The 14,979-nt window shown below is 66.0% G+C and carries 12 protein-coding genes and 1 pseudogene; 6 read left to right on the top strand and 7 right to left on the bottom strand.

The window, feature by feature from the left end; translation table 11 throughout:
• Positions 1-167 precede the first annotated feature (167 nt).
• The gene (locus tag IPU70_RS03970) at positions 168-938 is read left to right on the top strand and encodes an SDR family oxidoreductase (RefSeq protein WP_207465117.1); all 771 of its coding nucleotides are present in this window, start codon (positions 168-170) and stop codon (positions 936-938) included.
• 96 nt (positions 939-1,034) lie between these two features.
• On the opposite strand, the gene IPU70_RS03965 is transcribed toward IPU70_RS03970, so the two are convergent.
• Positions 1,035-1,634, bottom strand: coding sequence for a C40 family peptidase (locus tag IPU70_RS03965; protein ID WP_207465115.1), 600 nt, complete (start codon positions 1,632-1,634; stop codon positions 1,035-1,037).
• A gap of 311 nt (positions 1,635-1,945) precedes the next feature.
• On the opposite strand from IPU70_RS03965, the gene IPU70_RS03960 reads away from it, so the two are divergent.
• Positions 1,946-3,445 (top strand): AMP nucleosidase, encoded by a 1,500-nt coding sequence (locus tag IPU70_RS03960; protein WP_371818862.1) that lies wholly within the window; start codon positions 1,946-1,948, stop codon positions 3,443-3,445.
• Between the two features lie 135 nt (positions 3,446-3,580).
• Positions 3,581-5,140 carry an amino acid permease gene (locus IPU70_RS03955; protein ID WP_013393993.1) on the top strand — a complete coding sequence of 520 codons (1,560 nt, stop codon included), beginning with the start codon at positions 3,581-3,583 and terminating at the stop codon, positions 5,138-5,140.
• A gap of 7 nt (positions 5,141-5,147) precedes the next feature.
• Here IPU70_RS03955 and IPU70_RS03950 read toward each other — a convergent pair whose 3' ends face one another.
• The 3 genes from IPU70_RS03950 to IPU70_RS03940 form a co-directional block, all read right to left on the bottom strand.
• Positions 5,148-5,432 (bottom strand): DNA-binding transcriptional regulator, encoded by a 285-nt coding sequence (locus IPU70_RS03950; protein ID WP_082400972.1) that lies wholly within the window; start codon positions 5,430-5,432, stop codon positions 5,148-5,150.
• The gene (locus tag IPU70_RS03945; RefSeq protein ID WP_242702308.1) at positions 5,429-5,773 is read right to left on the bottom strand and encodes a type II toxin-antitoxin system RelE/ParE family toxin; all 345 of its coding nucleotides are present in this window, start codon (positions 5,771-5,773) and stop codon (positions 5,429-5,431) included. The genes IPU70_RS03950 and IPU70_RS03945 overlap by 4 nt, the downstream gene beginning before the upstream one ends.
• A 236-nt stretch (positions 5,774-6,009) precedes the next feature.
• The gene (locus IPU70_RS03940) at positions 6,010-6,942 is read right to left on the bottom strand and encodes a YicC/YloC family endoribonuclease (RefSeq protein ID WP_013393990.1); all 933 of its coding nucleotides are present in this window, start codon (positions 6,940-6,942) and stop codon (positions 6,010-6,012) included.
• A 185-nt stretch (positions 6,943-7,127) separates the two neighbouring features.
• On the opposite strand from IPU70_RS03940, the gene rph reads away from it, so the two are divergent.
• Positions 7,128-7,862, top strand: coding sequence for a ribonuclease PH (gene rph, locus IPU70_RS03935; RefSeq protein ID WP_371818861.1), 735 nt, complete (start codon positions 7,128-7,130; stop codon positions 7,860-7,862).
• Positions 7,863-7,929: 67 nt separating this feature from the next.
• On the opposite strand, the gene IPU70_RS03930 is transcribed toward rph, so the two are convergent.
• Positions 7,930-9,306 carry an MmgE/PrpD family protein gene (locus IPU70_RS03930; protein ID WP_207465113.1) on the bottom strand — a complete coding sequence of 459 codons (1,377 nt, stop codon included), beginning with the start codon at positions 9,304-9,306 and terminating at the stop codon, positions 7,930-7,932.
• Between the two features lie 16 nt (positions 9,307-9,322).
• Positions 9,323-10,483: an acyl-CoA dehydrogenase family protein gene (locus IPU70_RS03925; RefSeq protein ID WP_013393987.1), complete on the bottom strand. Its 1,161-nt coding sequence runs from the start codon at positions 10,481-10,483 to the stop codon at positions 9,323-9,325.
• 212 nt (positions 10,484-10,695) lie between these two features.
• Here IPU70_RS03925 and IPU70_RS03920 point away from each other — a divergent pair.
• Positions 10,696-12,129, top strand: a pseudogene (locus IPU70_RS03920) (methyl-accepting chemotaxis protein); the annotation flags it as partial.
• Positions 12,130-12,279: 150 nt separating this feature from the next.
• Here the strand turns inward: IPU70_RS03920 and IPU70_RS03915 are convergent.
• Positions 12,280-14,133, bottom strand: a complete 1,854-nt coding sequence (locus IPU70_RS03915) for an EAL domain-containing protein (RefSeq protein WP_242702307.1) — start codon at positions 14,131-14,133, stop codon at positions 12,280-12,282.
• 205 nt (positions 14,134-14,338) lie between these two features.
• Between IPU70_RS03915 and rdgB the strand changes: the two genes are divergently transcribed.
• Entirely contained in the window at positions 14,339-14,962 is a 624-nt protein-coding gene (gene rdgB / locus IPU70_RS03910; protein ID WP_207465112.1) for an RdgB/HAM1 family non-canonical purine NTP pyrophosphatase, read from the top strand.
• Positions 14,963-14,979: the final 17 nt, after the last annotated feature.

The following is a 14,979-nucleotide window of genomic DNA, read 5'->3' as shown; positions in this document are numbered from 1 at the left end:
GTGCTTGCGGAAAAACGCCCGTCTCGGCGCTTTCAGGCGGGTTGCCGTGCCGCGTAATTTTTGCTTGCGTGTGACGGCTGCGTAAGTGTCACGCCTGGAACCTTCGCTTGCAGCATCGCCAGAACGATTGGGGTAGCATTCCGCCGATCGATAACAAGGAGAATCCGATGCAAGCGAACGAGATCGAACACCCGCGCGTGGCGCTGGTCACCGGCGCCGGTACCGGCATAGGCCGCGCGGTGGCGCTGGAATTCCTGGCGCAAGGTTATCGGGTCGTGCTGGCCGGCCGCCGCCGCGAACCGCTGGAAGCGACCCGCACCGCGGCGGGCGAGGACGGCGTGCGGGCGCTGGTGGTACCCACGGATGTGTCGGACGAGCAGGCCGTGCGCGAGCTTTTCGACGCGGCGCAACGCGAATACGGCCGGCTGGACGTGCTGTTCAATAATGCCGGACGCGGCGCGCCGGCGATGCCGATCGAGGAGTTGCCCGTGTCCGTCTGGCGCGACGTGGTCGACACCAACCTGACCGGCATGTTCCTGTGCGCGCAGGCCGCCATCCGCGTGATGAAGGCGCAGAACCCGCAGGGCGGCCGCATCATCAACAACGGTTCGATCTCGGCGCATGCGCCGCGACCGTTCTCCATCGCCTACACCGCTACCAAGCATGCGGTGACCGGGCTGACCAAGTCGATTTCACTGGATTGCCGGCCCTACAACATCGCTTGCGGCCAGATCGACATCGGCAATGCCGCGACCGACATGACTGAACGCATGGCCGCAGGCATCCTGCAAGCCGACGGCAGCACCAAGGTGGAGCCGCGCATGGACGTGGCGCATGTGGCGCAGGCGGTTGCCGCCATGGCGCGCCTGCCGCTGGAAGCCAACGTGCAGTTCATGACCATCATGGCGACCAATATGCCCTTCGTGGGCCGGGGCTGAAACGCGCTCAGCCTGCGGCGGCGCGTCCATCGAGGACTGGCCGCGGCAGGCTGTGGTGCCGCCCCCGTGGCGCGCCGCAAGCGCGCCTTTTTTTCGTCAGGGCGCGGAAGCCTGGGCCAGCATCTGGCCCGGTTGCATATCCAGGTAGCGCCGCGCGCCGACGTAGCGCTTGGTCCAGTACGGATTCTTCATTTCATCCACGCGCACCTTGGTGCCGCGGCGCGGGGCGTGGACAAACTTGTTCTGGCCGATATAGATGCCCACGTGCGAGGTCACGCCGCGGCCGCGCGTGGCGAAGAACACCAGGTCGCCAGGACGCAGTTCCTGCTTGTTGGCGACCGATTCGCCGGCGGTGCGCTGGGCGCGCGCGGTGCGCGGCAGTTCCAGGCCGGCGATTTCGCGGAAGACATGCAGGACCAGTCCGCTGCAATCGAAACCTTCGGCGTCGTCGCCGCCCCAGCTGTAGGGCGTGCCGATTGCTTCCAGGCCGGCCTGCACGACGCGGTCGCGCAGGGTGGGGACGGTGGGTTCCTGCGCCAGCCGCAGGCCGGTGAGCGAGGGACGGGCCGGCTCGGGGCGGATGGACGCCTGGGCGGCGTCGGGGATCCAGGAGAGGGTCAGGGCGATGATGGGCGCTGACAGGAATACGGGAATGCGTAGGCAGGCAGTTCGGGCTTTTCGCGTGGGCGGCGTCATTACGTCACTTCAAGAATCGGAGTGGGCGGCATGGCTTTGCCTGGACAGGCAAGCCGGCGGAAAGGGGGGCAACACCGGGACGCAGAATCCCGGGTTGCCACAAGATTGTAATGGAATAATGTTTCATTACATTTGTAGTGCAATGCAGCATTCTTGTCGGCAGACGTTACGCCGCCGCGCCGCTCCGGCAGGCCCGAATATGACACTTCATCTTGCGCTGGCTCGGGCATAATCGGCGGCATCGGCCCTGCGGCACGGCAAGCCGGCGGTGGCCGCTGAAACAGATAAGATGAGAAGCGGAGTAAAGCTCGATGATGAACGCAGTGCACCCTTTGTCTTCCATGAGCCGGCCCGACGCCTTGCCGTTCGAGCCATACCAGGATGCGGTGGCGGCGGTGGAGCGCCTGATTGAAATCTATGCGCGCAACACTGCTTTCCTGCGCGCCGCCTTCCGCGAAGTGCTGAAAGGCTCGACCAACGGCCGTGAGCGCGCCCGCGCCTACTACCCGGCCATTCGCATCGTCGTGGAAACCTATGACCCGATCGACACGCGGCTGTCCTATGGCCACGTGGCCGAGCCTGGCATTTACCAGACCACCATCACACAGCCCGCGCTGTTCCGCGACTACCTGATAGAGCAGGTGGGCCAGCTGCTGCAGAATCACCGCGTGGCGGTGGAAGTCGGCGAGTCCGATTCGCCCATCCCGCTGCATTTCGCTTTCCCCGAGGGCGCCTATGTCGAAGGCGAGCACCTGGAGGCGCTCAAGCGGCCCCTGCGCGACCTGTTCGACGTGCCGGACCTGGCGGTGACGGACGATGCCATCGTCAACGGTTCCTGGCGCGGCAAGGAGGGCGAACCCAAGCCGCTGGCGCCGTTCACCGCCCAGCGCGTGGACTATTCGCTGCACCGCCTGCAGCACTACACCTCGACCGCGCCGGCGCATTTCCAGAATTTCGTGCTGTTCACCAACTACCAGTTCTACGTGGACGAGTTCTGCGCCCGCGCCCGTGCGCTGATGGCCAGCGGCAACGAAGACTACGAAATGTTGGTGGAACCGGGCAACCGCATCACGCGCCGCGGCGAAAGCGGCCCGGGCGATGAGGACCAGGCGGTCCGCCTGCCGCAGATGCCGGCGTATCACCTGGTGCGCGGCGACCATTCCGGCATCACGCTGGTGAACATAGGCGTGGGCCCGTCCAACGCCAAGACCATTACCGACCATATCGCGGTGCTGCGTCCGCACGCCTGGCTGATGCTGGGCCATTGCGCAGGCCTGCGCGATTCCCAGCGCCTCGGCGACTACGTGCTGGCGCACGGCTATGTGCGCGAGGATCACGTTCTGGACGCCGACCTGCCGACCTGGGTGCCGGTGCCCGCGTTGGCCGAGGTGCAGGTGGCGCTGGAGCAGGCGGTCGAAGAAGTGGCGGGGCTGTCGGGCTGGGATCTGAAGCGCATCATGCGTACGGGCACGGTCGCTACCATCGACAACCGCAACTGGGAACTGCGCGACCACCTGGAGCTGGTGGAGCGTTTTGCCCAGTCCCGCGCCATCGCGCTGGACATGGAATCCGCCACCATCGCGGCCAACGGCTTCCGCTTCCGCGTGCCTTACGGCACCTTGCTGTGCGTGTCGGACAAGCCTTTGCATGGCGAGTTGAAGCTGCCCGGCATGGCCAGCGCCTTCTATCGCCGGCAGGTGAACCAGCATCTGGAAATCGGCATCCGCGCGCTGGAGCGGCTGCGCGACATGCCGCCGGAACGCCTGCATTCGCGCAAGTTGCGCACCTTCATGGAAACGGCGTTTCAATAGCCTGATTGATCCGTCCCCGAGGCTCCGCGATTTCACCGGATGGGGCCTCTTGCGCTATCCTCGCCGGTTGCTTGGAAATCCCCAGGCACCCGGGCGCGTGGCGCGGGTGCCTTCATGACCTGAAGGAAATGCATTTTGGCTCCATCGGAACACGATGAACGTCGCTCAGGCGGCACACGCACAGCGGAGGCGGAACGGCCTTCCGAGCTGCGCCGCACGCTGTCCGCGCGCCACCTGACCATGATCGCGGTAGGCGGGTCGATCGGCACCGGGCTGTTCGTGGCCTCGGGCGCGACCATCGCCAAGGCCGGCCCCGGCGGCGCGCTGCTGGGCTATGTGCTGATCGGCATCATGGTCTATTTCCTGATGACCAGCCTGGGCGAACTGGCCGCCGCGATGCCGGTTTCCGGATCCTTTTCCACCTATGGCGCGCGCTACGTCGAGGACGGCTTCGGCTTCGCCCTCGGCTGGAACTATTGGTACAACTGGGCGGTGACCGTGGCGGTGGACCTGGTGGCGGCGCAGCTCGTCATGGCCTACTGGTTTCCGGACGTGCCAGGCTTCTACTGGAGCGCCTTGTTCCTGGCGATCACCTTCGGCCTGAACGCCATGTCGGCGCGCGGCTTTGGCGAGGCGGAGTTCTGGTTCGCGCTGATCAAGGTGGTGGCCGTGCTGGCGTTCGTGGCCATGGGCGTGATGATGCTGCTGGGCATCATCCGCGGCGGCGAGACCGGCGGCCTGGCCAACTGGACGGTGGGCGACGCGCCTTTCTCGGGCGGCTTCGCGGCGCTGATCGGCGTGGCCATGGTGGTGGGTTTTTCGTTCCAGGGCACCGAGCTGATCGGCATCGCCGCCGGCGAATCCAAGGACCCGGCACGCAACCTGCCGCGCGCGGTGCGGCAGGTGTTCTGGCGCATCCTGCTGTTCTACGTGGCGGCCATCCTGGTCATCGGCCTGCTGATTCCGTATACCGATCCCCATCTGCTGCGCAACGAGGTCGAGGACATCAGCGTCAGCCCCTTCGCGCTGATTTTCGAGCGCGCCGGCCTCTTGGGAGCGGCGTCGGTCATGAACGCGGTGGTGTTGACGTCGGTCTTGTCGGCGGGCAACTCAGGCATGTACGCCGCCACGCGCATGCTCTACAGCCTGGCCCGCGACGGCAAGGCGCCGCGCATTTTCGGCCGCATCTCGCGCAACGGCGTGCCGCTGTGGGCGCTGCTGGCGACCACGGCCGTGGCGGCGCTGTGCTTCTTCACCTTCATTTTCAGCCCCAACGCCGTCTACATCTGGCTGCTGAACACGTCCGGCATGACGGGCTTCATCGCCTGGCTGGGCATCGCCATCAGCCATTACCGGTTCCGCCGCGGCTACGTCAAACAGGGCCATAACCTGGCCGATCTGCCCTATGTGTCGCCGTTCTTTCCGTTCGGGCCGATCTTCGCCTTTGTGTTGTGCCTGATCATTACCCTGGGGCAGAACTATCAGGCGTTCCTGCAGGACAAGATCGATTGGGGCGGGGTGGTCGCGACCTATATCGGGATTCCGTTGTTCCTGCTGATCTGGGCCGGCTACCGGCTGGCGCGCGGCTCGCGCTTCGTGAACTACCGCGACATGAAGTTCCCCGATGCGCGGGCGCGCAGCGCTTATCTGGATTCAGCGCTGCGAGGAGAACCCGCGGCGGGTGAGGCGCGCTGAACACCGGTCAAGCCAGCGCTTCGATGACGGCCTCCGGGTTCCGTTCGATGACATTGAGTAGTACCAGGGCAGGGCCGCGCGGTGAACGATCACCGCGTTCCCAGTGCCGCAGTGTGGCAGTCGAAAAACCGAATCGGGCTGCGAATTGCTCCTGGGTCATTCCGACTTTGGCGCGTACGGCTTTGACGTCAACTTCGCGGGGGCGATGCAAGCGAACGCCGCGCGTATCTCCTTGCGCGTGGGCAATCGCTTCTTGCAGACCTTGCTTGATGCCATCGAATGCAGTGCTCATGATCTTGTTTGTCCTTTCCAGATATTCACCAGCAAGGTCACCATGCTGGCTAGCTCGTTGCGTTGGGCCTTGGTCAGATTGGCTTTGTCGTTTTTCGCAAAAAGCGTCAGCAAATATAGCGGCATAAGATCATCGTGGTAGTAATAGATGATGCGCGCGCCGCCGCTCTTGCCTTGCCCACCACGACGCCAGCGCAATTTACGGACTCCGCCGGTGCCCTCCATGATGTCTCCCGCTTTCGGATGCCCGGCCAGGTAGTCGATCAGATCTTGGCGTTCGTCTGGCAGCAATAGTCTGTCGGCAAGACGAATGTAATAGGGCAGTTCTGCAATGCCATGCATGGTTTGTCGCAAAGTTGATTCTAATCCATTGGATTAGTTTGGCCAAGATCAGCTGTCCAGCATCGGGGCTGGATCGAAAACGCGTATATCAACAGCTACGGGCCAATGCGGGGCGCGTGTGCCCTTAAAACCAGACGAAAAGCAGCCCTTACATACTGGATTGGTCATCCAGCAGGTAAGGGCTGCCTTTTTTGTGTCAGGTCCGGCGCCCGCTCGAAGCGCCGCTGCGAGTCTTTCTACTCGATGTTCTGCGCCTGTTCCCGCATCTGCTCGATTAGCAGCTTTAGATCCATGGCCGCGCGGGTGACTTCCATGCTGCCGGCCTTGGAGCCCAGGGTGTTGGCTTCGCGGTTCATTTCCTGGAACAGGAAGTCCAGGCGCTTGCCTGCGCTGCCGGCGTTCTTCTTGCCGGAGGCTTGCTTGCCGCCGCCGTCGCCCAGCAGATGGCGCAGTTCTTCCAGGTGCGAGCGCAGGCGCGACAGTTCTTCGGCCACGTCGATGCGCAGCGCGAACAGATTGGCTTCCTGCGACAGGCGTTCGGACAGTTCCGCGCCGGAAATGTGGGTGAAGCCGCCGGGGAAGGCGGATTCCACGCTTTCGCGCAGCTTGGAGGCGAGTTTGTCGCGGTGGTCGGCCAATAGCTGGGGCAGGTGCGCTTGCACCAGCTCGACGATGCGTGCCACGCCGTCGGCGCATTCGCGCATCATGCCGGCCAGGCGTTCGCCTTCGCGCTCGCGGCCTTCTTGCAATTGGGTCAGGGCCTGCTGGGCGGCCTGCAGGCAGGCGGCGCCCCAGACTTGCGGGTCGAGGGCGTCGTTGGCGCGCTGGCCGGGCCAGTTGAACAGTTCCACCAGGCGCGGGGCGGCGATGTCCGGGAGGATGCGGCGCGCGGCCTGCAACTGTTCGGCCAGGCTTTCGAGCCAGGCGGGTTCCAGCTTGGACAGGTCGGTGCTGGCGTTGCGCGTGTAGGAAACGCGGATTTCGACCTTGCCGCGCGCGAGGTTGGCGGTCAGCAGTTCGCGCAGCGGCGTTTCGACGTGGCGCAATTCATCGGGCAGTCGGAAATAGAGGTCGAGAAAGCGGCTGTTGACGCTGCGGAATTCGAGCGCAAGCGTGCCTTGCTCGAGATCTGCGCGGGCGTTGCCGAAAGCGGTCATGCTGCGAATCATGATGTGCGTGTCCTGGTAATGCTTTTTATTGGGAACCGGTTACGGCCCAGTCCGCGCCAGCCGGTATTTCGGCGCGGACCTTGTGTTTGTACCGGTTACATCGCGGCAGGATACTCCAAGCGGCGGTTTCCTGCGGCGGCACCCCGTACAATGCGGCGGATCTAAGCCACGTCTGGAGTCTGCCTGTGACCACTACCCCCGCCATCGCCCGTCCCTCGGGCCGCGCCGTCGACGAATTGCGGCCGTTCAGCCTGGAGCGCGGATTCACGCGCTACGCCGAAGGTTCGGTACTGGTGAAGGCTGGCAACACCCACGTGCTGTGCACGGCCAGCGTATTGGAGAAGGTACCGCCTTTTCTGAAGGGCAAGGGGGAAGGCTGGGTAACGGCTGAATACGGCATGTTGCCGCGCGCCACCCATACGCGCGGCGATCGCGAGGCCGCGCGCGGCAAGCAGAGCGGCCGCACGCAGGAAATCCAGCGCCTGATCGGCCGCAGCTTGCGCGCGGTATTCGACATGAAGGCGCTGGGCGAGCGCACCCTGCATCTGGATTGCGATGTGCTGCAGGCCGACGGCGGCACGCGCTGCGCCAGCATTACCGGCGCCTGGGTCGCGGCGTCCGAAGCGATCGCCTTGCTGATGAAGCGCGGCGACTTGGCCGTGAACCCGATCCGCGACGCGGTGGCGGCGGTGTCGGTGGGACTGGTGCAGGGCCGCGCGGTGCTGGACCTGGATTACGAGGAAGACTCGGCCTGCGACGCCGACGTGAATGTGATCATGACCGGCGGCGGCGCATTCGTGGAAGTGCAGGGCACGGGCGAGGGCGCGACCTTCACCCGCGCTGAACTGGACGCGATGCTGGTGCTGGCCGAAGGCGGCATCGCTGGCCTGGTGCGCGAACAGCGCGCGGCGCTGGTCTGATCGGAGCCAAAAAAATGACGGGTTGGACGGGTTCATCCCGGCCAACCCGTCGAGCAGCCTGTCGTCTTCAAGCCCGTGGCAGCAGCGGTTCCAGCTTCTCCGCCTTTTCCAGATTCCAGATCGCCGCGATCAGCCCCCGCAGTTCTTGCTCGGTGGCGGCGTCGGCGTAGCGGCCCAGGCTTAGCGTCTTGTCCTCGATTTCCGCGCGGCTCAGGGTATTGCCCGGATCGCCCTTGGGCTCGTCGACGCGGCCATGCAGCTTGCGGCCGTCGCGGGTGTAGACCGTGACCTTGCCGATCCAGCGTTGGGGGTAGGCGCCGTCGACTTCCGCGTCCAGCTCCATTTCGACCTTGCCGCGGAACGCGGCCACGCCCGGATCGTCCAGGCCGGCGTCGAATTCCGCCAGGCCGGCGCGGCCCTGCCGGGCGATCAGGGCCAAGACGGTACCCATCGAGAACTTGGACTGGTGCACGGTCTGCGGATTGACCACCGGCCCCAGTACGTCGATGGCGCCCTGATGCACGTGGGCCACGACCCGTTCGACATCGGCCTCGGTCAGATTGTTGTCGCGCAGCGCCTGCTGCAGCGCATCGGCGGCCGGATGGGTGTGGCGGCAGGAGGCGTGGAATTTGAACGAGGTCTCGGCCAGCGCCCAGCGCTCGCCCAGCCGGTCGCACAGGCGGCTGGGATCGGCGTCGGTCGACATGCCGGCCGCCATGCCTTGCGGGCCCTCCAGGATATGGCGCGCGCCGGTGAAGCCTTCGCGCGCCAGGTAGGCCGCGGTGATGCCGTCGGCGGCAGCCTTGGCGGTGTGAAGTTGCTTGGAGTCGGCGGCGTCGCGCAGGAATTCCCAAAGGCCCGCCGCCTGCGTGCCGGCCGATCCCAGCGCGTGCAGCATTTCCTCGGGGGACAGGTTGAGCAGCCGGCCGGTGGTGACGGCGGCGGCCAGCGTGCCGGCGGTGCCGGTGGTGTGGAAGATCTTGTAGTGCGAACGGCCCAGGAATTCGCCGACGCGGATCCCCACTTCGTAGCCCGCAACAGAGGCGACCAGCAGGTCGCGGCCCGAACGGCCCAAGGCCTGGGCCACGGCCAGCGCCGGCGGGAACACCACGGCCGCGGGGTGGAACACGGAACCATTGTGCACATCGTCCTGCTCGACCACGTGGGCGGCCGCCGCGTTGACCATGGCGGCAAACAGCGGCGTGGTGCGGCGGCGGGTGATCAGGACTTCGCTGGGACCGTCGGCCGGACCCATGGCGGCGGCATAGCGGTCGATGGCCTGCACCGCGCGGGCGGAAGCGCCCGCCAGGATGGAGGCCAGGCAGTCCAGCAGCAGGTCCTCGGCGCGGCGCAGCACCGGGGCCGGGATGTCTTCGTAGCGCAAGTTGGCGGCAAAGGCCGCGAGCTCGGCGCTCAGGTGCGGGGTGTCTTTGACAACGGTCATTGATGTCGGGATCCGGTCAGAAGGAACGGGGCAGGCCCAGGATGTGTTCGGCCACGTAGGACAGGATCAGGTTGGTCGAGATCGGCGCAACCTGATACAGGCGGGTTTCACGGAACTTGCGCTCCACATCATATTCCGTGGCGAAGCCGAAGCCGCCGTGGAATTGCAGGCAGGCGTTGGCGGCCTCCCAGGACGCGTCGGCCGCCAGCAGCTTGGCCATGTTGGCCTGGGCGCCGCAGGGCTCATGGGCGTCGAACAGGCGGCAGGCTTCGTAGCGCATCAGGCTGGCGGCTTCGACGTTGATGTGGGCGCGGGCGATGGGGAACTGCACGCCCTGGTTCTGGCCGATGGGGCGGCCGAACACCATGCGCTCCTTGGCGTAGGCGGTGACCTTGTCCACGAACCAGTAGCCGTCGCCGATGCATTCGGCGGCGATCAGGGTGCGTTCGGCGTTCAGCCCGTCGAGGATGTACTTGAAACCCTTGCCTTCCTCGCCGATCAGGTTTTCCTCGGGGATTTCCAGGTTGTCGAAGAACAGCTCGTTGGTCTCGTGGTTGACCATGTTGGGGATCGGGCGGATAGCCATGCCGTGCTTGACGGCGTGATGCAGGTCCACCAGGAAGATCGACATGCCTTCCGACTTGCGCGTGACCTGGTCCAGCGGCGTGGTGCGCGCCAGCAGGATCATCAGGTCCGAGTGTTGGACGCGCGAGATCCAGACCTTCTGGCCGTTGATGACGTAGCGGTCGCCGCGTTTGACTGCGGTGGTCTTGATCTTGGTGGTGTCGGTGCCGGTGGTGGGCTCGGTCACGCCCATCGATTGCAGCCGCAGTTCGCCGGCGGCGATGCGGGGCAGGTATTCGCGCTTCTGGGCTTCGGAGCCGTGGCGCAGCAGCGTGCCCATGTTGTACATCTGGCCGTGGCAGGCGCCGGAGTTGCCGCCGCTGCGGTTGATTTCCTCCATGATGACCGATGCTTCGGTCAGGCCCAGGCCGGAGCCGCCGTATTCCTGCGGAATCAGCGCGGCCAGCCAGCCGGCTTCGGTGAGCGCACGGACGAAGGCTTCGGGGTAGCCGCGTTCTTCGTCGACCTTGCGGAAATATTCGGAGGGGAACTGGGCGCAGAGGTCGCGCACGGCTTCGCGGATGTCCTGATAGGCGTGGGAGGCGTTGGGCATGTTGCTGTTTTCTATATGGGTAATGGATCGGTGCAGCATTGAATGTGCCGCAAGCCGTGGGCTCTGCCAATTCACAATTGCTTAATACGGGGTTCGGTTTCGTGACGGGAGTTTGTCATCCCGGCGCCGGGGTTGTGTCAAGAAATTGCCAAACTGGGTGTCCATAATCCCTGTGAACGCCGCCGCTGGCGGCAGGTTTTGTATGGACTGATATGCGGAAAAACATCAGAGTCACGACGGCGTTGTCGGCCATTCTTGCGTTGTTCGTGGTGCTGTTCGCGCTGGCGGCGGCGGCAGGAATCTCGGTGCTGCGGGAAAATCGCGCGGACATTGAAGCGCTGGGCCGGGGCAGCATAGAACGGGCCGGCGACCTGGCCGATATGACCAGCCGGTTGTTCCAGGCGCGCGCCGCGCTGACGGATGCCAAGACGGCGATGGAAGGCGGCCTGGAAGAGGCGCGCAACGAGTCCCTGGCGCACGCCGAGACGCTGTTCAAGCAGGCAGCGGCCAGCCTGGCGAGCCTGCGGGCCAACCCCGACGTCAGCGCCGGGGGCGCGCCGCTGTTCGACGGGGTGCTGGCCGCCTATGTCGCCTTCGCGGACAAGACGTTGGCGCCCATGCATGCGGCGATCAAGGGCTGGAACGGCATCGAGGTGAACCGCCTGGTGGACAAGGTGCTGCCGGGCAGCGGCGCCGCCTACGTCAAGCAGGCCGACGCCTACCAGACCTACGCCCGCGACCAGGGCCAGGCGGCGGTGGCCAGCGCCAGCCTCACGCTGCAGCGGGTGATCGCGGTGGCGGCGGGCGTGCTGGCCCTGGTGTTGCTGCTGGCTGTGCTGATCCGGCTGGCGTTCCGCCGCGGCATCCTGCGGCCGCTGAACGAGGCCGGCGCGCATTTCGACCGCATCGCCGACGGCGACCTGACGGGCGCGATCGCTATGCGCGGCGACAACGAGATCGGCGTTTTGTACAGCGCCATGCGGCGCATGCAGAAAGGGCTGTCGGCGGCCGTGGCCTCGGTGCGCCACGGCGTCGAGGAAATCCATACCGGCTCGGGCGAGATCGCCGCGGGCGGAGCGGACATGTCGGACCGCACCGCGCGCCAGGCGGGCTCGCTGCAGGAAGCGTCGGCCAACATGATGCAGCTGGCGCACACGGTGCAGCTGACCGCTGGCAACGCCGACCTGGCCAGCCGCCAGGCGCTGGGCGCGACCCAGCTGGCGCAGCGCGGCGGCGCGGCGGTCGAAGAAGTGGTGCAGAGCATGCAGGGCATCGCCGAGAGCGCGCGCCGCATCGGCGAGATCGTCGGCGTGGTCGACAGCATCGCCTTCCAGACCAACATTCTGGCGCTGAACGCCGCCGTGGAAGCGGCGCGCGCGGGCGAGCAGGGCAAGGGCTTTGCGGTGGTGGCGGGCGAGGTGCGCTCGCTGGCCCAGCGCAGCGCGCAGGCGGCCAAGGAGATCAAGGGCCTGATCGAGGACTCCGCGGCGCGCGTGCAGACGGGCGTGCGTCAGGTCAGCCTGGCGGGCGACACCATGCGCGACATGGTGCAGTCGGTGGACCGGGTGACGCAGATCGTGGCCGAGATTTCCAGCGCCACGGCCGAGCAGGCCGCAGGCATCGCCTCGGTGAACCACGCGGTGGCGGACATCGAGCGCTCGACCCAGGAGAATGCCGCCATGGTGGAACAGACGGCGGCTGCGGCGGCTGCCCTGGAAGCGCAGGCGCAGGGCTTGCGCCGGGCGGTGGCGGTATTCCAGATCGCCCAGCCGGCCGATGGCGCGGCTGGGCAGGGCTTAGCTGTCGAGCTGCGGCAGGATGCCGCCGGTGTAGCGCTCGGCCACCAGCGACAGGTTCCCGTGCTTGACCTTGTGCTTGACATGAGCGGCGGCCGACGCGATGTCCTCAGGGCGGATGCGCTCGCATAGCGAGGGCGTGACGGTGAGGGCGCCGACACCCAGCGTCACGAAGGGAAAGAAGCGGGGCACGCCGTAGCGGTCCTCGGCTTCGATCCCGCCGTTGCGGCGGCCCTCGTCGTCGTAAAGATCCATCGCGCGCTCGTTGAATTCGGCGATGATGCGCTGGGCGCGCGCCATCCAATCGGGGCTGCGCAGCAGCACCACGAAATCGTCGCCGCCCACATGGCCGACGAAGTCGCGTTGCGGGTCGCAATGGCGCTTGATGACGTCGGCGGTCAGCATGATCATGTCGTCGCCGCGCCAGTAGCCGTAGACGTCGTTGAACGGCTTGAAATTGTTCAAGTCGCCGTAGCAGATGGTGAAGTCGTCCGCGTCTTCCAGCAGCGTGGCGATGTGCCGGCTGATGGGGATGTTGCCGGGCAGGGAGGTCAGCGGATTGGCGTAGCGCGCCGCCTCGATGCGCATTTCGGTGACTGAACGCACCAGCGTTTCGCCCGTGGCCAACCCGTCGTAGCGGCCTTCGCGCGTGATGATCAGGCCGTCCATCAGGTAGCGCTGGTCTTCGGAGATCAGCACGTGGCTCAACTGGTCGATGGACACGTTCAGATCCACCAGCACCGGTTCCGCGTTCATGAAGGTGGAGCAGGCGTCGCGTCCGAACAGTTCGCGCGTATAGCGTTGGGCGTAATGTTCCGAGAAGTCGCGGCGGTTGATGATGCCGACCGGGCGGTTGTCGTCGTCCACCACGGCCACCGCGTGCATGTCCTTGTGCTCGATGAACAGCCGGTGCACGTCGTCGTTGGTGTGCCCGCTCAATTGCACCGCGGGCGCTTCGACCCGCAGGCTGGCGGCGGTGCCGCCGATGCCGCGCTGCAGCGCGGCCGTTGGCGCCCGCTGCCGCAGCGAATCGCGCAGCGGCGGCGCCAGCTCGGTCAGCAGCATTTCTTCTGGCCGGCCCAGCAACCAGCCTTGGGCGTAGCGGATGTCCAGCTCGCGCACCACGGCCAGATCGTCGGCGGTTTCGATGCCTTCGGCGACGATGGTGGTGCCCAGGTGCTGCGCCACCTTCAGGATGGCGCGCACCATGTTCTGCTTGCGCTCGTCCTGGCCGATGCCGTCGAAGAAATAGCGGTCTATCTTGACCAGGTCCGGCTGCATCTCGGCCCAGAGCTGCAGATTGGAGTTGCCCACGCCGTAATCGTCCAGCGCAACGCGCATGCCGTGTTCGCGCAGGCAGGCAAAGGCGCTGGACAGCTCGGCCATGTGCTCGGACAGCGGATCCTGTTCGGTGAGTTCGACGATGATGCTGGACGGCGCGAGCGAGCAGTTCTTGAGCAGGCGTTGGGGCATTTCTTCGCCCCACAGGCTCCAGTAATGCAGTAGCGCCGAGCCGGAAAGGTTCAGGAACAGCATGCCAGCGGCGTCGTGCTGATGAAAGCCCTGGGCGCCGGCGCGGAAGCTGGCCAGTTCCAACTGCGGATGCAGGCCCTGGCGGCGGGCCTCGGCAAACAGCGCGTCGGGAAAGTGCAGGGCGGTGTCGGCCGGGCCGCGGATCAGGCTTTCATGGCCGTAGATGCGGCTGTGCGAAAGGTCGACCACCGGCTGGAAGCGCGGGCGCAACAGCCGTTCGCGCAGTATGCCGGCCAGGCTCACGTGCGCTGACGCGTTGTCCAGGGAAGATGAGGGCGCGCGGGCCGCTACCGGCCGGGGCAAAGCGTGAATGGGGTCCATCGCCGGTGGGTTCAGATACTATCAGTGACAAGTTTGATCATATTGACAAGAAAATATGTCGGCGTTGTTGCGTCGACGACGGGCGCGCCATCTTCAATTAGGGTACGCATCACTGTCAACCCCGGCCCAGGGCATATCCTTCCGGCGCGCGGGGACATCGCGCCCGGCGGCGGCGCATCCGGCCCGCGCCCTATACAATTTGCCCATGACCGTTCCCAAGATTCCCGATTCCCTACGCCGCGTCGTGCTGGCGTCCAACAATGCCGGCAAGCTGCGCGAGTTCTCCGCCTTGTTCGCGCCTCTGGGCATGGAGCTGGTGCCGCAAGGCGAACTGGGCGTACCCGAAGCCGAAGAGCCGCACGTCACCTTCGTCGAGAACGCGCTGGCCAAGGCCCGCCATGCCAGCCGCCTGACCGGGCTGCCCGCGTTGGCCGACGATTCCGGCCTGTGCGTGGCGGCACTGGATGGTGCTCCTGGTGTGTATTCCGCGCGCTACGCCAAAATGCATGGCGGCGAAAAATCCGACCAGGCCAATAACGAACTGCTGGTGCGCAAGCTGGCCGGCGTGGCCGACCGCAGCGCCTGGTACGTGGCGGTGCTGGCGCTGGTGCGCGCCGAGAACGACCCGCGGCCCCTGATCGGCGAAGGCCTGTGGCATGGCGAGATCATCGACCAGCCCGAAGGCGCCAACGGCTTCGGCTACGACCCGCATTTCTACCTGCCCGACCAGGCCCTGACCGCCGCAGCCCTGGATCCCGAGGAAAAGAACCGGCTGAGCCACCGTGCCCGCGCGCTGCGCGAACTGTTGAGCAAGCTGAACCAGGCTTGACGAGGGCGCCGCGTGGC

It is taken from the genome of Achromobacter sp. SD115, from assembly GCF_017355315.1.
Lineage (GTDB): Bacteria > Pseudomonadota > Gammaproteobacteria > Burkholderiales > Burkholderiaceae_B > Achromobacter > Achromobacter xylosoxidans_B.
The sequence above is the reverse complement of the archived record's forward strand: the minus strand, read 5'-3'. Positions and strand labels throughout refer to the sequence as shown.